The 21,866-nt window shown below is 70.4% G+C and carries 19 protein-coding genes and 2 pseudogenes; 14 read left to right on the top strand and 7 right to left on the bottom strand.

Features of this window, described 5'->3' with window-relative positions; all coding sequences use genetic code 11:
* Positions 1-121: 121 nt before the first annotated feature.
* On the bottom strand, positions 122-1,288 hold the full coding sequence (gene alr, locus CRP49_RS08810; RefSeq protein WP_097252902.1) for an alanine racemase: 1,167 nt from the start codon (positions 1,286-1,288) through the stop codon (positions 122-124).
* Positions 1,289-1,471: 183 nt separating this feature from the next.
* Here alr and CRP49_RS08815 point away from each other — a divergent pair, with 183 nt between their 5' ends.
* From CRP49_RS08815 to CRP49_RS08825, 3 genes are read left to right on the top strand one after another with little or no spacing between them, the layout of a single operon-like run.
* Positions 1,472-2,236 (top strand): CPBP family intramembrane glutamic endopeptidase, encoded by a 765-nt coding sequence (locus CRP49_RS08815; RefSeq protein ID WP_097252903.1) that lies wholly within the window; start codon positions 1,472-1,474, stop codon positions 2,234-2,236.
* Between the two features lie 58 nt (positions 2,237-2,294).
* Complete coding sequence (locus CRP49_RS08820) at positions 2,295-3,518, top strand: sensor histidine kinase (RefSeq protein ID WP_097252904.1); 1,224 nt, start codon at positions 2,295-2,297, stop codon at positions 3,516-3,518.
* The gene (locus CRP49_RS08825; RefSeq protein ID WP_097252905.1) at positions 3,470-4,114 is read left to right on the top strand and encodes a response regulator transcription factor; all 645 of its coding nucleotides are present in this window, start codon (positions 3,470-3,472) and stop codon (positions 4,112-4,114) included. Before CRP49_RS08820 ends, CRP49_RS08825 begins: the two co-directional genes overlap by 49 nt.
* A 180-nt stretch (positions 4,115-4,294) precedes the next feature.
* On the opposite strand, the gene CRP49_RS08830 is transcribed toward CRP49_RS08825, so the two are convergent.
* From CRP49_RS08830 to CRP49_RS08840, 3 genes are read right to left on the bottom strand one after another with little or no spacing between them, the layout of a single operon-like run.
* Positions 4,295-5,728 carry an NAD(P)H-hydrate dehydratase gene (locus tag CRP49_RS08830; RefSeq protein ID WP_179851554.1) on the bottom strand — a complete coding sequence of 478 codons (1,434 nt, stop codon included), beginning with the start codon at positions 5,726-5,728 and terminating at the stop codon, positions 4,295-4,297.
* 45 nt (positions 5,729-5,773) lie between these two features.
* Complete coding sequence (locus CRP49_RS08835; protein ID WP_094215750.1) at positions 5,774-6,145, bottom strand: holo-ACP synthase; 372 nt, start codon at positions 6,143-6,145, stop codon at positions 5,774-5,776.
* A 43-nt stretch (positions 6,146-6,188) separates the two neighbouring features.
* A complete protein-coding gene (locus tag CRP49_RS08840; protein WP_373560388.1) occupies positions 6,189-6,617 on the bottom strand; it encodes an ATP-binding protein in 429 nt (142 codons plus the stop codon).
* On the opposite strand from CRP49_RS08840, the pseudogene CRP49_RS08845 reads away from it, so the two are divergent.
* Positions 6,561-7,193 (top strand): annotated as a pseudogene (locus CRP49_RS08845) (Scr1 family TA system antitoxin-like transcriptional regulator); the annotation flags it as partial. The gene CRP49_RS08840 and the pseudogene CRP49_RS08845 overlap by 57 nt on opposite strands.
* An 8-nt stretch (positions 7,194-7,201) precedes the next feature.
* The gene (locus tag CRP49_RS08850; RefSeq protein ID WP_097252906.1) at positions 7,202-7,411 is read left to right on the top strand and encodes a DUF397 domain-containing protein; all 210 of its coding nucleotides are present in this window, start codon (positions 7,202-7,204) and stop codon (positions 7,409-7,411) included.
* Here CRP49_RS08850 and glmS read toward each other — a convergent pair.
* Positions 7,372-9,219, bottom strand: coding sequence for a glutamine--fructose-6-phosphate transaminase (isomerizing) (gene glmS / locus CRP49_RS08855; protein ID WP_097252907.1), 1,848 nt, complete (start codon positions 9,217-9,219; stop codon positions 7,372-7,374). The genes CRP49_RS08850 and glmS overlap by 40 nt on opposite strands.
* A 184-nt stretch (positions 9,220-9,403) precedes the next feature.
* Here glmS and CRP49_RS08860 point away from each other — a divergent pair, with 184 nt between their 5' ends.
* Together CRP49_RS08860 and CRP49_RS08865 are read left to right on the top strand one after the other, a co-directional pair.
* Positions 9,404-9,982, top strand: coding sequence for a carboxymuconolactone decarboxylase family protein (locus CRP49_RS08860; protein WP_097252908.1), 579 nt, complete (start codon positions 9,404-9,406; stop codon positions 9,980-9,982).
* Positions 9,979-10,845 carry an RNA polymerase sigma-70 factor gene (locus CRP49_RS08865; RefSeq protein WP_097252909.1) on the top strand — a complete coding sequence of 289 codons (867 nt, stop codon included), beginning with the start codon at positions 9,979-9,981 and terminating at the stop codon, positions 10,843-10,845. Before CRP49_RS08860 ends, CRP49_RS08865 begins: the two co-directional genes overlap by 4 nt.
* Here CRP49_RS08865 and sigJ read toward each other — a convergent pair.
* Positions 10,835-11,788 (bottom strand): RNA polymerase sigma factor SigJ, encoded by a 954-nt coding sequence (sigJ, locus tag CRP49_RS08870; protein WP_097252910.1) that lies wholly within the window; start codon positions 11,786-11,788, stop codon positions 10,835-10,837. The genes CRP49_RS08865 and sigJ overlap by 11 nt on opposite strands.
* Before the next feature lie 149 nt (positions 11,789-11,937).
* Here sigJ and CRP49_RS08875 point away from each other — a divergent pair, with 149 nt between their 5' ends.
* From CRP49_RS08875 to CRP49_RS08885, 3 genes are all read left to right on the top strand, one after another.
* On the top strand, positions 11,938-12,312 hold the full coding sequence (locus CRP49_RS08875; RefSeq protein WP_097252911.1) for a DoxX family protein: 375 nt from the start codon (positions 11,938-11,940) through the stop codon (positions 12,310-12,312).
* 372 nt (positions 12,313-12,684) lie between these two features.
* Positions 12,685-17,487 (top strand): RICIN domain-containing protein, encoded by a 4,803-nt coding sequence (locus tag CRP49_RS08880; protein ID WP_257033342.1) that lies wholly within the window; start codon positions 12,685-12,687, stop codon positions 17,485-17,487.
* Positions 17,488-17,501: 14 nt separating this feature from the next.
* Positions 17,502-17,744 (top strand): hypothetical protein, encoded by a 243-nt coding sequence (locus CRP49_RS08885; protein ID WP_097252913.1) that lies wholly within the window; start codon positions 17,502-17,504, stop codon positions 17,742-17,744.
* A gap of 76 nt (positions 17,745-17,820) precedes the next feature.
* On the opposite strand, the pseudogene CRP49_RS08890 reads toward CRP49_RS08885, so the two are convergent.
* A pseudogene (locus tag CRP49_RS08890) lies at positions 17,821-18,227 on the bottom strand (glycine betaine ABC transporter substrate-binding protein); the annotation flags it as partial.
* Between CRP49_RS08890 and CRP49_RS49080 the strand changes: the two are divergent.
* From CRP49_RS49080 to coaA, 4 genes are all read left to right on the top strand, one after another.
* Entirely contained in the window at positions 18,198-18,509 is a 312-nt protein-coding gene (locus CRP49_RS49080; RefSeq protein WP_373560336.1) for a hypothetical protein, read from the top strand. The pseudogene CRP49_RS08890 and the gene CRP49_RS49080 overlap by 30 nt on opposite strands.
* 437 nt (positions 18,510-18,946) lie before the next feature.
* Positions 18,947-20,329, top strand: coding sequence for a polymorphic toxin-type HINT domain-containing protein (locus CRP49_RS08905; RefSeq protein ID WP_097252915.1), 1,383 nt, complete (start codon positions 18,947-18,949; stop codon positions 20,327-20,329).
* A gap of 110 nt (positions 20,330-20,439) precedes the next feature.
* A complete protein-coding gene (locus CRP49_RS08910) occupies positions 20,440-20,706 on the top strand; it encodes a hypothetical protein (RefSeq protein WP_097252916.1) in 267 nt (88 codons plus the stop codon).
* A gap of 181 nt (positions 20,707-20,887) precedes the next feature.
* The gene (coaA, locus tag CRP49_RS08915) at positions 20,888-21,856 is read left to right on the top strand and encodes a type I pantothenate kinase (RefSeq protein ID WP_179851883.1); all 969 of its coding nucleotides are present in this window, start codon (positions 20,888-20,890) and stop codon (positions 21,854-21,856) included.
* Positions 21,857-21,866 lie beyond the last annotated feature (10 nt).

Here is a 21,866-nt window from a genome sequence, read left to right on the forward strand (position 1 = left end):
TACTGCAGTTCGCTGGGTGGATGAAACAGGTGGTGCCGGTGGGGCTGGAGTGGTGCACGGGTGGTGCGTGGTGCGGGGCAAGACGGGGGTAACCGGGCGTGTGCGCCCGTCTCCGAAGGGGTTACCCCTCTTCTTCCCCGTTCACATAGACGCGTGGAACGCGCGTTCCGATCCGGGTGACGATTTCGTACGCGATCGTGCCGCAGGCCTGCGCCCAGTCCTCGGCGGTCGGCTCGCCCCGGTCGCCGGGCCCGAACAGCACGGCCTCCGCGCCCACCGGGGGCTCGTCCCCGCCGAGGTCGACCACGAACTGGTCCATCGCGACCCGTCCGGCGACGGTCCGCCACTTGCCGTCGACCAGCACCGGGCCGGTGCCGGAGGCGTGCCGGGGGATGCCGTCCGCGTAGCCGACGGGGACGAGGCCGAGGGTGGTCTCGCCGGGAGTGACGTAGTGGTGGCCGTAACTGACGCCGTGTCCGCCGGGCACGTGCTTGACCAGCGCCAGCGACGCGCTCAGCGTCATCACCGGCCGCAGGCCGAAGTCGGCCGGGGTGCCGATCTCCGGGCTGGGCGAGACGCCGTACATGGCGATACCCGGACGGACCAGGTCGAAGTGGGTCTCGGGGAGGGTCAGCGTGGCCGGGGAGTTGGCGAGGTGCCGCACCTCGGGGCGTACGCCCTGTTCCTCGGCGTACGCCACCATCTCCCGGAACCGGGTGAGCTGGGCGGCGATGGACGGGTGCCCGGGTTCGTCGGCGCACGCGAAGTGGGACCACAGACCGGTGACCCGGACCAGCCCCTCGCGCTCGGCGCGCAGGGACTCGGCGACCAGCTCGGGCCAGTCGGCGGGCTGGCAGCCGTTGCGGCCGAGCCCGGTGTCGGCCTTCAGCTGCACCCGTGCGGGCCGCCCCGCCTGCCGGGCGGCCTCCGTCACCTCGCGCAGCGCCCACATCCCGCTGAGCGCCACGTCGATGTCCGCCTCGATGGCCTCGCGCCAGGGCCCGCCCGGCACCCACAGCCAGCACAGGACGCGGGTGTCCAGACCGGCGGCGCGCAGCGCGAGGGCCTCCTCGGGCGTGGCCGTGCCGAGCCAGGTGGCCCCCGCCTCGACGGCCGCGCGGGCGCACGGCACGGCTCCGTGGCCGTAGGCGTCGGACTTGACGACGGCCATCAGGGCGGCGCCCTTCGCCCGGGCACGCAGGGCCCGCACATTGGCGCGCAGGGCGGCCAGATCGATCTCGGCCCGGGCGCGCAGGGGCGCGGTCGGCACAGCTGCAGTCTCACTCATGGCGCCCCCAGTGTCTCAGAGGACCGCGCGGGCCCCAGGTGCAGTGCCAGGTCCCGGGCCGCCACGACGGAAGGCCACCCGGATGCCGCGCGGACGGGTCACCCGGGGGGTGGACCTGGGTACAGCCCGATTCGGCAGGCAGGTGCAGTCCGCGCGCGCCGCCGCCCCGGCATCGTCGAGGCCATGCGGACGAGACAGTGGTGGAAAGCACAGGCAGGGGTCTATCTGGTGGTCGCCTTCCTGGCCGCCGGAGCGCTGGGAGCCGTGCAGCCGGCCACCGGGATACCCACGGAGGTCGTCCAACTGACCCAGTTCGGACCGGCGTTGGGCGTGGCCGTGGCGGCGCTGCTGTGGCCGTCCCGGACGCGCGGGCTGCTCGCCGGTTCCCCGGGGCACCGGCCCGCCCCCTGGCGGCGACTGCTCGCCACACCCCCGTTGATCATCCTCCTCTCCGCAGGCCCGTACGCCCTCCTCACCCACACCGCCCACGCCACCGACCCCCGCGGCCTGCACCACCCCTTCCTCCTCATCGCCCTCGCCCAACTGGTCGGCGCCTGCGGCGAGGAGATCGGCTGGCGCTGCTTCCTGCAGCCCCTGCTGCGCACCCGGTTCGGACCGCTCACCGCGTCGGCGGCGGTCGGGGCGGTGTGGGGCCTGTGGCACGTCCAGGTGCTGGCCCAGAGCCCGGCCTACGCGGCGGGCTTCCTGCTCGCCACGATCGCGATGTCCGTCGTCCTGGGCCTGGCCCTGGAGGAGGTCGGGGGACGCCTGCGCCTGCTGCTCGCGGGCGGCTTCCACGCCCTGGTCAACCTCGGAATGCTGCTGTTCATGGACGAGGAGACGGGCAGGGCGGTGCCGATGGTCCTGTTCGGGCTGGCCTGCGCGGTGACGGCGGTGGCGTGGGTGGGGCTCAGGCGCGGGGTTACGATCCCGGCGGCCGTGGGGTGAGGGGGCATGGAGTGGGGGTTTCCGGCGCGCGGACTGGGTCGCGCTCGGGCGGTGTCAGCTGGTCGGGCTGGCCGGGTTTCTGGTGGTCGGGGCCGGGCTGTTGGCCGGCGGGGCGTTGACGCTGCTGCCGCTCGGGATCGGCTTCAGAGTGCTGCCCGCGGCCGCCGGGCTGCTGCGCCGGGTGTCCGACCGGTACCGGGCCCGCGCGGCCCGCTGGACCGGCCGCCCCCTCAGCCCGCCCGACCCGCTCCCCCGCGGTACGTCGGCCCGCCGCAGCAGTGCCGCGATCCTCGGGGACGACGGCTTCTGGCACGACCTGCGCTGGGCCTGGCTGGAGCCGTGGACGGGCGGGGTGCTGGCGGCGGTTCCGCTCGCGCTGGTCGAGTACGGGACGTTCGGCGCGCTGGTCCAGCCCTTCGTCTGGCGCCGGCTGGGCGACGGCAACTGGTACGCGTTCGTACCGGTCACCTCCACGGCCGGCATGGTCACGGCCCTGCTCCTCGGCCTGGTCCTCATCGCCGCGGGCCTGCGCCTGGCGCCGGTCATGGCGACCCTGCACGCCCGCCTCACCCACCGCCTGCTCTCCGCCCCGCGCACCACCGAACTGGCCCGCCGCGTGGCCCGGCTGGCGGACACTCGGGCCACCGCGCTGGACGTGCACGCGGCCGAACTGACCCGTATCGAACGGGACCTGCACGACGGCGCCCAGGCACGGCTGGTGGCCCTGGGCCTCACCCTGGACGAGGCGACCCGCCTGCTGGACACCGACCCCGAGGCCGCCCGCACCCTCCTCCTGGACGTCCGCGCCACCTCCGCACGGGCGTTGCAGGACCTGCGCGACCTGGTCCACGGCATCCACCCGCCGATCCTGACGGACCGGGGCCTCGCCGACGCGGTCCGCTCCCTGGCCCTGGACAGCCACCTGGACGTCGAGGTGACCGTGGACCTTCCCCCGGCCCGCCTCCCCGCACCCGTCGAATCGGCGGCCTACTTCGCGGTGTCCGAACTCCTCACGAACGCGACGAAGCACGCGCGGGCGACCCGGGTCGACATCACCCTCACCCACAACGCCACGCACCTACGGGTGAGCGTGACAGACGACGGCCACGGCGGAGCAGACCCGTCCTCCGGGACCGGACTGCCGGGCATACGACGCCGGTTGGATACCTTCGACGGCAGCCTCGCCCTGCACAGCCCGCCGGGCGGACCGACCACCGCGACCCTGGAGATCCCGTGCGCGTCGTCCTCGCCGAAGACCTCTTCCTCCTCCGCGACGGCCTGACCCGCACCCTGCGCGAGCACGGCTGCGAGGTCGTGGCCTCGGTGGACAACGGCCCCGCGCTGGTACGGGCCCTGCGCGAGACGGACCTCGACGTCGCGGTGATCGACATCCGCCTGCCGCCGACGCACACGGACGAGGGCCTGCAGGCGGCCCTGGAGGCCCGCCGCACCCGCCCCCGGCTGCCGGTCCTGATCCTCTCCCAGTACGTCGACCAGCTCTACGCCCATGAACTCCTCGCCTCCGGAGAGGGCGCGGTCGGCTACCTCCTCAAGGACCGCGTCACCCACACCGCCCAGTTCATCGACGCCCTGCACACGGTCGCCGCCGGCGGCACGGTGATGGACCCCCAGGTCATCGCCAAGCTCCTGACCCGCAGCGAGAAGCGGGGCCGCACGGACTCGCTGACCCCCCGCGAGCACGAGGTCCTCACCCGCATGGCCGAGGGCCGCTCCAACACGGCCATCGCCGACGCCCTCCACATCAGCGAGAGCGCGGTGGCGAAACACATCGCGTCGATCTTCACCAAGCTGGGGATAGAGCAGTCGCCTGAGGCCAATCGGCGGGTGTTGGCGGTGTTGGCCTACCTGAAGGGCTGAGGCTGCCGTGGATAGCTGCGGGTGAGTGGGGGCTGGTCGCGCAGTTCCCCGCGCCTCTTTGGAGCGCTCGTAACTGCGGGCAGTCGTGCCGCTTGGGGCGGCACGGGTGGGCGCAGCGGCACCCCGCAAGCGCCGGGCTGCGCGACCCACCCCCGCTCAGCCCGCGCTCCGGGCAACGGGTCAACCCCGTACGTCCCGCCATGCCTCCGGGATGCGCGCCGCGACATCATGCGCCCCGACCGGCGCCCCGTCAGCCGCAAACCGCCCCGCCAGCCCATGCAGATACGCCGCCACACTCCCCGCGTCCAACGCGGACAACCCCGCCGCCAGCAACGACCCGGCCAGCCCCGACAACACGTCCCCGCTCCCGGCCGTAGCCAGCCACCCCGTCCCCGTGGCATTCACCCGCACAGCCCCACCCCCGGAGTCCGCCACCAACGTCGTCGACCCCTTCAAAAGCACGGTCGCCCGATACACCGCCGCCAACTCCCGCACCGCAGCCAGCCGAGCCCCCTCGACCTCCTCCCGCGGCACCCCGAGCAACGCCGCCGCCTCCCCGGCATGCGGAGTCATCAGCGTCGGCGCCGTACGCCCAGCCACGGTGTGCCGCTCGGCCAGCCGCAGCCCGTCCGCGTCGAGCAGCACCGGCACATCGGCGGTCAGCACCTCCCCCACGGTCGCCGCATCGTCCCCGGCCCCCGGCCCGGCCACCCAGGCCTGCACCCGCCCGGCCTTGGCAGGCCCCTGGTCGGACACGAGCGTCTCCGGGAAGCGAGCGATGACCGCCTCCGCCGCAGGACCGACGTACCGTACGGCCCCCGCCCCACCCCGCAGCGCCCCGGAAACGGCGAGCACCGCGGCCCCCGGATACCGCGCGGACCCCGCGGCGATCCCGACCACCCCCCGCCGGTACTTGTCGCTCTCCGCCGCGGGCACCGGCAACAGCCGCGCCACATCCGCGTGCTGCAACGCCTCCAGCTCGGCGTCCGGCGGCAGGTCGAGCCCGATGTCGACCAGCCGCACCGACCCGGCGTACTCGCGCGCGGGGTCGATCAACAACCCCGGCTTGTGCGTCCCGAAGGTGACGGTGAGGTCGGCCCGCAGCGCCGCACCCCGCACTTCCCCCGTGTCCGCCTCGACCCCACTCGGCAGATCCACAGCGACCACGGCCGCCCGCGACCGCTCGACGACACCGGCCAGCGCCTCCGCGTCCGGCCGCAGCCCGCCCGTGCCCCCGATCCCGACGATGCCGTCCACGACGAGGTCGGCCCGCTCGACGGCCTCTTCAGCCGCACCGTCGGCCGCGACGCGCCCACCCGCCCGGAGCAGCGCCGCGAGCCCCTCGGAATGGGTCCGCTCGGGCTTCGCCAGCAGTACGGCCGTGACCCCGGCCCCGCGTCGCGCCAGCCGCGCCCCCGCGTACAGGGCGTCGCCGCCGTTGTCCCCGCTCCCGACGAGCAGCACCACCCGGCTGCCGTACACCCGCCCGAGCAGGTCCGCGCAGGCAGCGGCCAGCCCCGCGGCGGCCCGCTGCATCAGCGCACCCTCCGGAAGCCGCGCCATCAACTCCCGCTCGGCCGCCCTCACCGTCTCCACGCTGTACGCAGTACGCATGGCATCGAGTCTCCCCCGGAAACCCCGGCTGCCACACCCGGGGCGTCACCCCTCGGCGACCACCACCGCCGACGCGATCCCCGCGTCATGGCTGAGCGACACATGCCAGGACCGCACCCCGAGTTCCGCCGCCCGCGCGGCCACGGTCCCCTTCACCCGCAGCCGAGGCTGCCCGCTGTCCTCGACGAACACCTCGGCATCGGTCCAGTGCAGCCCGGGCGGCGCACCCAGCGCCTTGGCCAGCGCCTCCTTGGCCGCGAACCGCGCCGCGAGCGACGCGATTCCCCTGCGTTCCCCGCTGGGCAGCAACAACTCACGCTCGACGAACAGCCGATCGGCCAGCCCAGGCGTGCGATCCAGCGACGCCCGGAACCGATCGATCTCGGCGACGTCGATACCGACCCCGATGATGCTCATGGTGAGCACCCTACGAGGGTCACCGTGTCCGGCGTAGAACGGCTCACGCTCCCAGCTCACACCACACGTACTTGCCCCGGTTCCCGAAGCGCGCCGACGGCTGCCAGCCCCGGTAGTCCGCACAGGCCCTGACCAGGCCCAACCCTCGCCCCTCCTCCACCTCACCCACCTGCGTCAACGGCCGTGGCGGTTCCGGCGGCGCGGGATCCGTGTCCCAGGCCCCGATCCAGACCACCCCCTCCGGGGAGCGGCGGACCCTGAGGGCAGCGGGCCCCTTGGTGTGGCGTACGGCGTTGGAGACCAGCTCGGTGGCGAGCAGCTCCGCTGTGTCCACGAGTCCGATCAGGCCGTGGAGGGTGAGGATCAGGCGCAGGGTGCGGCTGACGGTGACGGCTCTGAGGTCGTTGGGGATGTAGCGGCAGGCCTCAACGCCCGCCAGGCGGCAGCACTGCTCGGAGTGAGCCCCGCCCAGATCACTCACATCGAGTCCGCTCTCGCGGGCGTAAGCGAGAAGCGACTCCGCCGCCTCGCATCGCACTATGCCTGCACGGACGAGGAGTTCATCGACGCCCTGGTCGCGATGGCCACGGATCGGACGCGCGGCTGGTGGGAGGAGTACCGGGGCCAACTGCCCACGTCATTCCTGGACCTGGCCGAGCTGGAGCACCACGCCACGTTCCAGCGCGAGGTAGCGATCCTCTACGTACCGGGCCTGCTGCAGACGGAGGACTACGCCCGCGGCGTCTTCTCCGCCAGAGTGCCCGAACTCACCAAAGAGGAACTCGAGTTGCGCTTGCGTCACAGAATGAGACGCCAGCAGATCAGACCGCACCGCCTCCCGGGCTCAACTCACCAAACTCGTGGAACTCTCCGAATCCGACAACATCACCGTGCGCGTCATCCCGTTCGACCTGGATGACTTCGGCAGAGCGGCCAACACCAAGCGCAGCTCAGCGTCTTTCGAACGCGCTTCCGTAAAGTGGAAGCCGTATCGCTCGCCCCCGAACGGTCGCGTGACTTCATCAACCGGCTGGCGAAAGAGCTGTGAGGCACCCCATGGACAACTGGCGGAAGTCGTCCTACTCAGGCCCCGACGACGGCAACGCCTGCGTCGAGATAGCCAACTCCCCCACCCACACAGCCGTCCGCGACACAAAGGCCCCGGCCAGGGCAACCCTCACCTTCCCCACCGGGGCCTTCTCCACCTTCCTCGACGGCCTGAAGAACTACTCCACCGTCACCGACTTCGCCAGATTCCGCGGCTGATCCACCTCGTTGCCCCGGGCGGTAGCCAACTCACACGCAAAGACCTGCAACGGCACCGTCGCCACCATCGGCTGCAGCAACGTCGGAGTGGCCGGGATCCAGATCAGGTGATCCGCGTAAGGAACCACCGCCTCATCCCCCTCCTCCGCGATCACGATCGTCCGCGCCCCCCGTGCCCGGATCTCCTGGATGTTGGAGACGATCTTGTCGTGGAGGACGGACCGGCCGCGGGGCGACGGCACGACCACGACCACCGGCACGTCCTCCTCGATCAGCGCGATGGGACCGTGCTTCAGCTCGCCGGCCGCGAAGCCCTCGGCGTGCATGTAGGCGAGTTCCTTGAGCTTGAGGGCTCCTTCCAGCGCGACCGGATACCCCACGTGCCGCCCCAGGAACAGCACCGTGTTCTTGTCGGCCAGGGACCGGGCGAGCGCCCGTACCGGCTCCATCGTGTCCAGGACCCGCTCGACCTCACCCGAGATCTGCGACAGGTCCCGGATCACCGCACGGATCTCGTCACCCCACTTGGTGCCCCGCACCTGACCCAGGTACAGAGCCACCAGGTAACACGCCACCAGCTGCGTCAGGAAGGCCTTCGTGGAGGCAACCGCCACCTCAGGCCCCGCATGCGTGTACAGCACCGCATCCGACTCGCGCGGAATCGTCGAGCCGTTGGTGTTGCAGATGGCCAGGACCTTCGAGCCCTGTTCGCGCGCGTGCCGTAGCGCCATGAGGGTGTCCATGGTCTCGCCGGACTGGGAGATGGCGATCACCAGGGAGCGGCCGTCGAGGATCGGGTCGCGGTAGCGGAACTCGCTCGCCAACTCCACCTCGCACGGGATCCGCGTCCAGTGCTCGATGGCGTACTTGGCGATCAGGCCGGCGTGGAAGGCCGTACCGCAGGCGACGATGACGACCTTGTCCACCTCGCGCAGCTCGGACGGCGAGATCCGGACCTCGTCCAGGGTCAGGGAGCCGGCTGCGTCGATGCGGCCGAGAAGCGTGTCGGCGACAGCCTTGGGCTGCTCGGCGATCTCCTTGAGCATGAAGTAGTCGTAGCCGCCCTTCTCGGCGGCCGAGGCGTCCCAGTCGACGTGGTAGGAGCGCACGTCCGCCTCGCGGCCGTCGAAGCCGGTCACCGTCACGCCGTCCCGGCGCAGCTCGACCACCTGGTCCTGGCCCAGCTCGATCGCCGAGCGGGTGTGGGCGATGAACGCGGCGACGTCGGAGGCGAGGAACGCCTCGCCCTCGCCGACGCCCACCACGAGCGGGGAGTTCCGGCGCGCGCCCACGACCACGTCGGGCTCGTCCGCGTGCACCGCGACCAGGGTGAACGCGCCCTCCAGGCGGCGGCAGACCAGCCGCATGGACTCGGCGAGATCGGCGCAGGACGAGAACTCCTCCGCCAGCAGGTGCGCGACCACCTCGGTGTCCGTCTCGGACGACAACTCGTGACCGCGCTCGGCCAGTTCCGCCCGCAGCACCGCGAAGTTCTCGATGATGCCGTTGTGGACGACCGCCACCCGGCCGGCGTTGTCGAGGTGCGGATGCGCGTTCGCGTCCGTCGGGCCGCCGTGGGTGGCCCAGCGCGTGTGGCCGATACCGGTCGAGCCCGCCGGCAGCGGCCGTTCGACCAGTTCCTTCTCCAGGTTGACCAGTTTCCCGGCCTTCTTCGCCGCGGCCAGCCCGCCGTCCGCCAGCACGGCGACGCCCGCCGAGTCGTAACCCCGGTACTCCAGCCGCTTCAGCCCGGCCATCACGACCTCGAGCGCCGACTGCGACCCCACGTATCCCACGATTCCGCACATGAGCGGCAGCCTACGATCCAACGCCCTCCGAAACCGCCCTCAGCTTGCCCGAATTCGGAATTTCCCACCGGGGTACGAAGCTCTACGGCGATCCGGATCATCAACTCGGCGGGTGTCACACACGCGGGCCCGGCGGTGTCTTCATGCCAGACAGGCCGACAGGCCACCGGACAAGGAGAACCCCATGACACCGCGTATTCCGAAGGCCGAGCTTCCCGCCGAGCTGAAGGAGAACATGATCAAGCAGCTCGGTACCGTCCCCGAGCCCGTCGAGGTCGGGTTCAACAACCCCGCCGTCGCCCTGGCCAACCTGGAGTTCGGGGCCAGGGTGGCCGAGTGGGACGCGGCCGACGCGAGCCTCAAGTCGTTCGCGCACATGGCGGTCGCGGCGCAGGTCGGCTGCAGCTGGTGCCTCGACATCGGCTACTTCCAGGCGCAGAACCAGCACCTGGACCTGGCCAAGGCGAGCCAGGTGCCGCGCTGGCGGGAGTCGGAGGTGTTCACGCCGCTGGAGCGGGACGTGATGGAGTACGCCGAGGCCATGACGAACACGCCGACGACCGTCACCGACGAGCTGGCGGCGAGCCTGCTCGACCGGCTGGGCCCGGCGGCGCTGGTCGAGCTGACCGTGTTCATCGCCTTCGCCAACCTGGCGACCAGGACCAACACGGCGCACGGGATCACCTCGCAGGGCTACTCCGACGCGTGCGAGATTCCCCTGGCCGCGCGCTCCGCGAACTCCGGCGCGGCGTCCGGCGCATGACCGAGGACCCGTTCGTCGCCCATCGCGGCCTGCTGTTCACCGTCGCCTACGAGATGCTCGGGTCGGCCGCCGACGCGGAGGACGTGCTGCAGGAGTCCTGGCTACGGTGGGCCGACATCGACCACACGCAGGTGCGTGACCCGCGGTCGTACCTCGTCCGGACCGTCACCCGGCAGGCGCTCAACCGGCTGCGCACGTTGTCGCGCAGCCGCGAGGACTACGTCGGCGAGTGGCTGCCGGAACCGCTGCTGACCAGCCCCGATGTCGCCGAGGACGTCGAACTCGCGGAGAGCGTCTCGATCGCGATGCTCACCGTGCTGGAGACGCTCGCGCCGACCGAGCGGGCGGTCTTCGTGCTCCGCGAGGTCTTCGAGCTGTCGTACGGCGAGATCGCCGCGGCCGTCGGGAAGTCCGCGGCCGCGGTGCGGCAGATCGCGCGCCGGGCCCGCGAGCACGTGGCGGCCCGGCGGCCGCGGGTGGAGGTGAGCCGGTCGGAACAGCAGGCGGTGGTGGAGCGGTTCCTGGCCGCGCTGCGCACCGGACAGCTCCAGGAGCTGATGGAGGTCATGGCGCCGGACGTGGTCATGATCGCCGATGGGGGCGGGCTGGTGGCCGCCGCGCTGACCCCGCTCCACGGGGTCGAACTCGTGGCGCAGGTGCTCGCGGGCGCGCACCGGAAGGTGGCCGCGTTCGAGACGACGGCCGTGTGGCTCAACGGCGCTCCCGCGGGCCGGCTCGAGTTCGACGGCGAGCCGTCCACGGTGAGCCTCACGGTGGAGAACGGGCGGATCACCCGGATCTACGTGGTGCGCAACCCGCGGAAGCTGACCCGGCTGGACGAACCGTCCCAGCTCACCAGGTAGGCCCGCTGCCGCGCGCCGTCCAGGGCCGGAGCTTCTCAGGGTTCCGTACGGCCCAGATGCGGTGGATCCGGTCGCCCACGACGTCGAGGGCCAGCACCGCCGCGGTGACACCGTCCTGCTGGACGACCACTCCGGGCTGGCCGTTGACCATGCGCTCCAGGAGCGTCATGCCGACTGCCCGGGCGGAGAGATCGACGAGGTAGCGCGCGACCTGCTCGCCGCCGTCGACGGGGCGCAGCGCAGCCTGGGCGAGGCCGCCGCCGTCGGCGATCGCCGTGGCGTCGGGGTCGAGGAGGCCGATGAGCGTGTCGATGTCCTGGGCTTCCCAGGCCCGCTTGAAGTCCCTGACGACGTCGGCGCGCCGGGCCGCGGGAGTCGCGGGAGCGTGCGAGGCACGCATGCGACGGCGGGCCGACGTGGCCAGCTGGCGACATGCCGCCGGGGTACGGCCGACGATCTCAGCCACTTCGGCGAAGGGATAGCGGAAGACGTCGTGCAGGATGAACGCGACGCGCTCGGCCGGGGTCATCGCTTCGAGCACGACGAGGAAGGCCATGTTGACCGACTCGTCGAGGGTGACGCGGTCGGCCGGGTCGACGGCGGTGCCACCCGACCGCCCGCTGATCCACTCCGTCCGGTCGGGCAGCGGCTCCGGGATCCACGCGCCCACATAGCGCTCCCGCCGGACCCGTGCCGAGCGCAGCAGGTCCAGGCAGATGCGACCGGCGACCTTCGTCAGCCAGGCGCCCGGGGAGTCGATGGCGTCCCGCTGCGCCGGGGACATGGCGTACCAGCGGGCGTACGTCTCCTGCACGACATCCTCGGCGTCGGCCAGGGAGCCGAGGAGTCGGTACCCGAGATTGATCAGCTGCCGCCGCTCGCTGGTGATCGCGCTCAGGCCCGGATCGAGCGGGCCGTCTGCAGGCCCGGACTGCGTGGTCATGTGTCGCCGACTCCCTTGGTCGTATCCGCACTCATCAGTACGACGGGACAGCGCACCGGACTGTGATGTCGGCGCGGCACCTCACATCCCGAGGGGCCGTGTCGTCGTACCGCTGAGACGATCACATCCACTCCAAAAGGAGAACCCTCATGAACATCGCCCTGTGGATCACTGCGGGGCTGCTGGCCGTGGGCTCCCTGGCCGGCGGCGCCATGCTGCTGATCCAGCCCAAGGAAAGGCTGGCCAGCTCCGGCTGGGCGTGGGTCGAGGACTTCGGCGCCGGCACCGTCAAGGCCATCGGCGGCCTCAAGGTCATGGCCGCGGTGGGCCTGATCCTGCCCGCATTGCTCCACGTCGCGCCGGTTCTGGTGCCGCTGGCCGCCGTCGGCTGGGGGCTGCTGATGATCGGCGCGATGATCACGCACCTCCGCCGCCAGGAGGCCCAGGCCATCGCGGTGAACCTGGTCCTGCTCGCCCTGGCCGCCTTCGTGGCGTGGGGCCGCTTCGGCCCCCATTCCTTCTGACCCGGTTCGGTACGACCGGAGCGAAATCTTGTGCGATTCGGCGTGTACATGCCTATGCTGTCGCCGCGCAGAGACGGAACCTGACCATTCCGCCTTCACGCACACCAACCAGCGACCGGGGGAACGCCGTCGCTCACGGGGAGGGGTCGCATCGCCATGCCGCCATACCGGCCGTACGCACCCGCAAGTCTCTTGGGACCGTGAATTCCTGAGCGCACCTCAGGACCACATCCCTGCTGCCTGCTCCTCGGCCTGCCTTCCGGCCCGCACCCCCGACTGAACGCAGAAAGGGATGCCTCCTTGCACCCCAGACCCTGGTTCCGCCTGCGCGGAACCCGAAAGCCACGAAAACTGGCATCCGCCGTCACCTCGGTGGCCGTGCTCTCCGTGCTGGCCGGTCTGGCCGTCCAGCCCGGCTCGATCCGGCTGAACGCCGAGCCCGTGAGCGACTCGGACCCGTGGTACGAGGACACGGCCGCCGAGCAACTGCGGCAGGACCAGTGCCTGATGAGCGACGTCCTGCGACTGGGCGGCCCGTCGATGGCCGCAACCGCGCAGGACGGACTGAACCAGCCGGCGGACAAACTCCACGTCCTCGCCAACCGCAACCACTGGGAGCAGACGCCGCTGGCCAACGCCTACAAGAGCGACCGCGACGCCGCAGGCAAGCAGTTGGACGACCTCGCCGCCGCCCGGGACGGATGGCAGAAGCCCCTGTCGGGCCTGAACACCCCGGTCGGCTTCACGGACGCGGACTTCCACTGGCCGCCCGGGTCGCCGGGCGACGGCAAACAGACCTTCTACGAGCAGACGGGTCTGTCCACCTGGGTCGCGGACCGGTTCTGGAAGAACGACGACGACTTCTACAAGGACTCCACCCCCAAGGCCGACGCCAAGACCGTCAAGGCCGTCGACGATCTCGGCAACCCGCTGTACGCACAGCACCCGGACCCGCAACAGCCCGACTGGAACCGGGCGCTCGACGAGCACGACGCCTTCGAGTGGATGCACGGCTTCAGCAACGCCAACATGGGCGCCGACGACGCCCGTATCTTCCTGTCCTCGGGTGGCTTCCCGCGCACCGCCCCGCAGCCGGGCACGCCGGAGTACCGCATCGCGGTCGAGGACCTGAAGACCCGCTTCGCCTCGTGTGCGTGGCGTGACCCGCTCGACCCGGACCGGGTTCTCGACGACGTCACGGCGACCGCGGCCGGCGAGTGGCAGCAGGAGATCTCCTCGCAGGCCACGCAGCGCAACCAAATCGTCAACGCGAACAAGGACGCAACCGACGCCCTGGCCAAGGGTGCGAAGGCCCTCTCCGACATGCTGGGGCAGTCCTGGGTCGCCGACCACATCACCCGCTGGCAGGACTACTGGTCCGCCGGCGGCATCGGTTACATCGGTGACGCTCCGCTGGTCATCCAGGTGCCGGGCGCTGCCGGCAAGTGCCTCGACGTCCAGGGCGCCGGCAAGACCAACGGCACCCCGGTCCAGGTCTACACCTGCAACGGCGGCAATGCCCAGAAGTGGCAGCTGTGGGGCTTCTACGACGGCGGCTACACCCTGCGCAACATCAACTCGGGCAAGTGTCTGGAGGTGCTGAACGGCAACAGCGCCGACGGCACGAAGATCCAGATCCGGGACTGTGGCAACGCCAAGGCCCAGCAGTGGAAGTTCGACGTCCGCTCGGCGGGGGAGCTGCGCAATGCGGCCACCGGCAAGTGCCTGCACCTGCCGACGTTCGACAACAGCAAAGACGCCGTGCTGTCGACCTGCAACGGCTCCGCCGCGCAGAAGTTCCGCCTCGTCCCCGAGGGGCACACCGGCGACGACAGCACGAACTACCCGGACAAGGCCCAGTTCACCAAGGCCAAGTCCGGTCTCACGGCCGCCCAGAGCGCCGCGAAGAGCCAGCTGACCGTACTCAAGGCGCAGCTGGCGGCCGGGCAGAAGGCCGCGACCACGTCGGACACCGCGCTCCAGGCCGCCTATGGCATCGCCGACGCGGCCGGTGCGCCGCGGGGTCGTGGTCTGCTGGTCGGTCTGCAGAAGGACCAGGTCACCAAGGGTGCGGCTGCCGCACTTCAGGCCCTGGAGAAGGCCGGTGAGACCGCCGAGGCCGCGACCCGTGCCGCGGCCGGGGACAGCGCGACGATCGCGCAGCGCGCCCTCGCCCAGGCCGCCCAGTCGAAGGCGGAGTTCCGCAAGAAGGCTGCCGAGGCAGCGGAGTTGCAGGCCAAGGCCGCGGCGGACGCGGCCAAGGTGCACCGGGACAACGCCAAGAAGGACAAGGAGACCGCGGAGGCGAAGCTCGCCGACGCGCTGAAGGCCGAGGGCGACGCGAAGGCGGCCGCCGCCGACGCGCACGCCAAGCGGCTCGCGGCGGAGGCCGAGGAGAAGACGGCCAAGGCGGAGAAGGAGAACGCCGCCGCCAGCCGGGCCGAGGCCGCCGAGCACCGCAGGAACGCCGAGTCCGAGGCGACGAAGGCGAAGGACGCCAAGGACAAGGCCGAGGCGGCCGAGAAGACCGCCGAGGACCGGCGCGACGACGCCGTCGCGGCCAAGGACCACGCCAAGGACATGCGTGACGACGCGTGGGACGCCGAGCAGAAGGCCGACGCCGCACGCGCCAAGGCCGACGCCAAGGACGCCTACGCCGACTCCCTGGACTCCGGGGACGCCGCCGACGCCGCTCGCGCCGCCGCCAACGACGCCGACAAGCACGCCGACGACGCCGAGGCCGCGGCCGGCCGGGCCCGCTCCGAGGCCGACGCCGCCACCCAGGCGGCCGCCGACGCGGACGCCGCCGCCACCCGCGCCGAGGCCGCCGCCAAACGTGCCCGCTCCGACGCCGACGCAGCCCAGGCCGACAAGCTCAAGGCCGACGCCGCGGTGAAGACCGCGACCAGCGCCGTCGCCGACGCCATCAAGGCCTCCCAGGACGCCTCCGCCGAGGCCAAGACGGCGGTCAAGCTCGCCGACGAGGCCGAAGCGCACGCCAAGGACGCCAAGACCCAGGCCGACGCCGCGAACAAGGAAGCCGGCAACGCCCTCACGGCCGCCGCGAAGGCCGCCGGCTACGCCCACGTCACCGCCCAGGCGGCCGTGGACGCCGGTGAAGCGGCCAAGCAGGTCGCCAACCCTGCCAACGACGCGATCCAGCTCGGCTCCCCGTATGTCGACACCGACTCGGCCGCCGGCCTCGTCGTCCTGACCGGGCAGAACTCCAAGACGATCGCCGAACAGCAGCAGGCCGTCGCCGACGCGCACGCCAAGAACGCCGCCGCCGAGGCCGACGCGGCGAAGAACCTCGCCGACCAGGCCAAGGGCGACGCCAAGGAGGCCTACCAGCACGCGGCCAACGCCGCCCAGTACGCCGCCGACGCCCGCGCCTACTCCAAGGACGCCCTCGGCTACGCCGCCGACGCCGCCAAGGCCGCAGCGGCAGCCTCAGCGTCCCTGGCCCGCACCATCGACTACGACCAGCAGGCCACCGAGGACGCGGCAGCCGCCGACAAGGCGGCCGGGAACGCCGAGGGCTACGCCAAGGACGCCCGCGACTCGGCGGACGCGGCGGAACTCGACGCGGCCGCGGCCCGCTCGGCAGCCTCCCAGGCCGAACAGGACGCCAAGGACGCCCGAGCGGCAGCCGACCGCGCCGACGCAGCCGCCACCGAAGCCGAACAGGCGGCCAAGGACGCCGCCAAGTACGCCAAGGAAGCCCAGGACGCCGCCGACAGGGCGGAAAGGGCGGAGGCCAACAAGGAGGCATCCAAGGGATCCGGTACGGGCATTCCCGGTGTGTTCGCCGTCCCGGACGAGTCCACCGTCGAGATCGTCAGCTCCAAGCAGATCGGCACCTGCCCGCCGATGCCGCAAGCGGCCTTCAGCGGCTGCGACGCGGAGTACGACCTGGTCGTCACCTACGAGGCCGACTTCTACCTCTGCACCGACGACCAGGCCCAGGCCACCGCGGACGGCTGCCCGAAGTCGGCGTGGCAGTTCCTTCAGCGGTCGACGCTGAAGAACGTCAAGATCGACGGCTGGACCCACAAGTTCTCCGGCAAGGACATCGTCCAAGCCGGATGGCAGAGCCTCTTCGGTGATACAGCCGGAGCGATCCTGTTCCACGTCTTCGCCGCAGACCTGATGGACTGCTGGCACGGCGACAAGAAGGCCTGCGCCTGGAGCATCGCCACGTACGTCCCGGTCGAAGGCGTGCTCGGCCCGATCGCGCGTGCCGTCAAGGCACTCGACGCCTCCGCCAGGACCGGAATCGGTTACCTGGACGCCTGGAAGGCGCTGCACGCCCTCCCCCTGTCCGAGGAGGCCATGGCCGGGATCACGGCAAAAGTCAGCAAGGCGCTTACCAAGGCGTGCGAGCGCAACAGCTTCCCCGGCACCACACGCGTGCTGATGGCCGACGGAACGACCAAGCAGATCGAGGACGTCCGGGTCTACGACGCCGTTCTCGCCACCGATCCCGAAAGCGGCCGCACCGAAGGCCACACCGTCGCCCGCACCATCTACACACCGGACGACACCGAGTTCGCCGACATCACGATCGACGCCGGCGACGCACTGATCACCGCCACCCAGCACCACCCCTTCTGGTCGCCCAGCGCCCACCGCTGGATCGACGCAGGCGACCTCAAGCCCGGCCAGACCCTGCGCACCAGCAGCGGCAAGGCCGTCACCGTGGTCGGCGTCCACCGCTACCACCGGCTTCACTCGGCTTACAACCTCACCGTCGACCAGCTCCACACGTACTATGTACTCGCTGGTTCCACGCCGGTGCTTGTGCACAACACCGGCCCTGCCTGTGGTCTGGGCGGCTTCAAGGTCGGCGTTACCGCCGATGAGATCGCCGAGATCAACCGTTGGTTCGGCGGCGAAACGCTTTTGAGCGGGTCCCCCGAGAACATGCTGGTCAACGCGAGTCGCTACAACAGCTTCTGGGAGAAGTCCGCGGTCGTGATCCGCGACATCGCGGGAAGCCACATGTTCAATAACGGGAACAAGCGGACCGCGCAAGCGGTCGTGGAACAGCTGATGGAGCGCAACGGGGTGATCAGCGGGCCCACGTCCCAGGACCTACGCAGCGTCATCGACAGGGTCGGAAAGGGCGAGCTGCACGACGTTGACGACATCGCGGCAGCCCTGAGGGGCTTCTGACAGGAGCTCGGGAAATGAACATCAGTCAACTCATGGAGAGCCTCGGCCGCTCGGGTGTCACCGTGATCCTCAAAGTGGACGACGAGAGGATGGCGGATGGCGGGGAGCCGTGGACGGTAGTCATGTCCGGAAAGGTCCTCGGAGACCAGGGCTTCATCCGGGCCGAGTCCTCCAGCCTTGACGATTGCCTTGAGCAGGCGGTCAGTCGTCTGCGAAGCCGCCCCGGCGACTGGGGATGGCTGGAGGAAGTCGCCTGACGTAACAGCGAGGCTCCACCGAATGCGAAAAGGCCCTCGCCCGCCGGCCCCACAGGGGTCCGGCGGGCGAGGGCCTTTTTCCTTCCGACGGGTGGCTGTCCACCCACTTCTTCGCCGCCTCCTGCGGACTCATCTTCTGGTCGGCGATCATCCGTCCTTGTACGGGGGCAGCTTCACCTCGGTCATCGGGACCTTCTTGAACAGCCACTGGGGGGCGTACCAGTAGGTGAAGAAGGGCTTCTTCTCCTTGGCGAACTGGCGGATCTGGGTGATCTGGGCCCCCTCGGAGCTGGCGAACACCACCTGGTAGTCCAGCTTGAGGTTGGTCACCAGCGCCTTGTCGTTGGTGACGTAGGACGGGGAGCCGTCCATCAGCTGGCCCTTGCCGCCGCTCTCCGCGGTGCGGAAGAGCGAGGCGTACTTGTTCAGGTTCTGCCAGTCCGTGATGTCGGGGTGCTGCTCGGCGAGGTACGTCGGCACGTACCGGGCGCTCGCCGAGCACGCCAAACGGCAGGCGTACCCCGACGCCGTCGAGGCCGCGCACGCCGACTTCGCGGCCCTCCAGGCCGACGACATCCCCGGCCCCCGCCCGGCCCGCGTCCTCACCACGGAGGAGACCGTGTAAGCCCCGTAAACCTGCTGTTCAACGGCCCGAAGGCACAGAAGCTCCTCGCCGAGAAGGAGATCTCCGACAGCCGCCGGGTGCGTGGCCTGGGTATCCAGCAGCGCGAACGCCTTCTCGAACGGTTCACGCCCAAGGGCTGACCGGCCACGCCCTGTCGGCCAGCGCCCGACTCCGGCAGGGTGGGAACGTCTACCAAGACGATCAACGGGAGGGGACACGGCATGGCGTACGAGGACCGCCCGTACCACGGCATCCAGGGAGCCGGCGGCGAGGACGAGCGGCAGCGGCCCAGGCATCACTGGCCCGCACCATCGACTACGACAACCAGGCCGCCGACGACGCCGCAGCCGCCGACAAGGCCGCCGGCAACGCCGAGGGCTACGCCAAGGACGCCCGCGACAGCGCCGACGCCGCCGAACTCAATGCCTCCACCGCCCGCTCCGCCGCCGACCAGGCCGAACAGGCCGCCAAGGACGCCGCCAAGTACGCCAAGGAAGCCCAGGACGCCGCCGACAGGGCCGAAAGGGCGGAGGCCAACAAGGAGGCCTCCAAGGGGTCCGGTACGGGCATTCCCGGTGTGTTCGCCGTCCCGGACGAGTCCACCGTCCAGATCGTCAGCTCCAAGCAGATCGGCACATGCCCTGGAATGCCGGAAGCAGCCATCAAGGGCTGCGACGCTGCATACGACCTGGTCGTCACCTACGAGGCCGACTTCTACCTGTGCACGGATCAGAATGCGCAGGCCACCGCGGACGGCTGCCCGAAGTCGGCGTGGCAGTTCCTTCAGCGGACGACGCTGAAGAACGTCAAGATCGAGAACTGGCAGCACCACTTCTCCGGCAAGGACATCGTCCGCGCCGGATGGCAGAGCCTCTTCGGCGACGTGGCCGGATCGATCCTGTTCTCCTTCTTCGCCGAAGACATGATGGACTGCCTCCACGGCAGCGCCAGCGGCTGCGCCTGGGCCTACGCGACCTACGTCCCGGTGGAAGGCGCACTCAGCGAGATCAGCAACGCGGTCAAAGCAGCAGACGCGGCCGCCCGGACCGGGGTCGGTTTCACGGACGCGTGGAAGGCACTGCGCGCCCTCAAACTGCCGGAAGATGCCATCGTCGGCATCTTCAGGAAACTCGGCCAGAGATTGCGTGGACTCTGCCTGAAGGACAGCTTCCCCGCTGCGACACCCGTACTGCTCGCCGATGGCTCGGTCAAGCGCATCGACGCGGTCAAGGTCGGCGATCGACTGCTCGCCACTGACCCGGACGCCGGTACGACCGGCCCCGAACCGGTCACGTCGACGTTCTCTCACTCAGCAGACCGGCTCCTGCAGATCTCCTTCGCCGACGGCGGACGGATACTGACCACGCCGGGGCACCGGATGTATGTTCCGGGCCGTGGCTGGGTGCACGCCTCCAGCCTGCACAGGGCAGACTCGCTCCGGACTCCGACCGGTGCCCTGCACACGGTGGCCGGTATCCGCCCCGTGGCCGCACCACAGCAGGTGTGGGACCTGAGCATCGCCGACCTCCACACCTTCTACGTGCTCGCGGGCCGGACTCCCGTACTGGTCCACAACGTCGACTGCCCCGTCTACTTTGCGGCATACCCCAGTGGGGCCTCGATCGTCGCAGACGTCGACAAGGACGGTCTCTTCGGGCTCGCCATCGAGGCGGTCAAGAACGAAGAGCCCAGAGGCTGCGAGATGTTCAACGCCGCACTCGCGCATTTCGGCGACGCAGTGAAGGGTATCAAGGGGTACTGGCAGGACGGAGGTTCGCTCAGCGATAATCTGAACTCCTTCAACGAGGCCGTACGGGCCGGTGCATCGCTCGAGGAAGCTGCACTGACAAAAACGTTCACGGGAAAAATGGCCGCGCGAGCAGGTTTCTCGAAGGTGGAGATAACTGAACTCAGAGGCATGCCGGGGCACTATACAAACGTGGGCGCGATCTTCCGTTAGGTCACCTGTCCACGGCATCCACAGCTGAAGGACACGTGTTGGGGCGGGTATCGCGAGCCGCATCCCCGCCCCAACGCCGTCGCGCGAAAGATCGGAAAGTCGGGCACGAGATGAATGAGATGGAGATTCTTGTCGGCGAGCTGAAGGCGGCACACGCCGATGGAAAGGACGCGATAGAACTCGCATTGCTCGCCAGGGACAAGCTGGGTGCAGGGTTCCGCGCCGTCCCTTTCATCGCCTCCTTCCGTCTCGCTTTTGACATACCGCTTCCCGTTCTGCAGCGGGCGCAGGCATGGGAGAGGTTCGGCTTCGGGAGCGTCCACATTTCCGACGAGGAGTTCACGAGCCTCCTCTCACCATGGCTCAACCATGCGTGAGGAGCCCTCGGGACCCGAAGGACGCATCGACCGGACCGACTGACGTCGTGCCGCAGGGGCGGGCGGGGAAGCCGCCCGCCCCTGCGGCATGTCCCGGGCCGCGCCCACACGTGACGCACCCCACCCCGCACCCCCGTTCAAACTCCGTTAACAATGGACTGTGATCTCACCGGTCTCCTCGATGCCCCGGAGCGCCCACCGGCCCAAGCCGGAGGCGACTCCCTACGTCGACCTCACCCGTTCCGAGTGGAGCGCGCTGCGCGACAAGACTCCGCTGCCGCTCACCGCTGAAGAGGTCGAGAGACTGCGCGGCCTCGGCGATGTCATCGACCTCGACGAGGTGCGGGACATCTACCTCCCGCTCTCCCGCCTCCTCAACCTCTACGTCGGCGCCACGGACGGGCTCAGAAGCGCCCTGAACACGTTCCTGGGCGAGGGGGGCTCCCAGTCCGGCACGCCCTTCGTGATAGGGATCGCCGGATCCGTGGCGTGCGGCAAGTCGACCGTGGCCCGTCTGCTCCAGGCCCTCCTGTCCCGCTGGCCCGAGCACCCGCGCGTGGAGCGGGTCACGACCGACGGCTTCCTGCTGCCGACCGAGGAGCTCCGGGCCCGCGGTCTGATGTCGCGGAAGGGATTCCCCGAGTCGTACGACCGCCGGGCGCTGACCCGGTTCGTCGCCGACATCAAGGCGGGCAAGGACGAGGTCACCGCCCCCGTCTACTCCCACCTCATCTACGACATCGTCCCGGGCGAGAAGCTCGTCGTACGCCGGCCCGACATCCTGATCGTCGAGGGCCTGAACGTCCTGCAGCCCGCCCTCCCCGGCAAGGACGGCCGCACCCGCGTCGGCCTCGCCGACTACTTCGACTTCAGCGTGTACGTCGACGCGAACGCCGACGACGTCGAGAGCTGGTACCTCAACCGCTTCAAGAAGCTGCGCCAGACGGCCTTCCAGGACCCGTCCTCGTACTTCCGCAAGTACACCCAGGTCTCCGAGGAGGAGGCCCTCGACTACGCGCGCACCCAGTGGCGGACGATCAACAAGCCCAACCTGGTGGAGAACATCGCCCCCACCCGCGGCCGCGCCACCCTGGTGGTGCGCAAGGGCCCGGACCACAAGGTGCAACGCCTCCGCCTCCGCAAGCTGTAGGGAGGCCTGT

This window comes from Streptomyces sp. Ag109_G2-15 (genome assembly GCF_900215565.1).
GTDB lineage: Bacteria > Actinomycetota > Actinomycetes > Streptomycetales > Streptomycetaceae > Streptomyces > Streptomyces diastatochromogenes.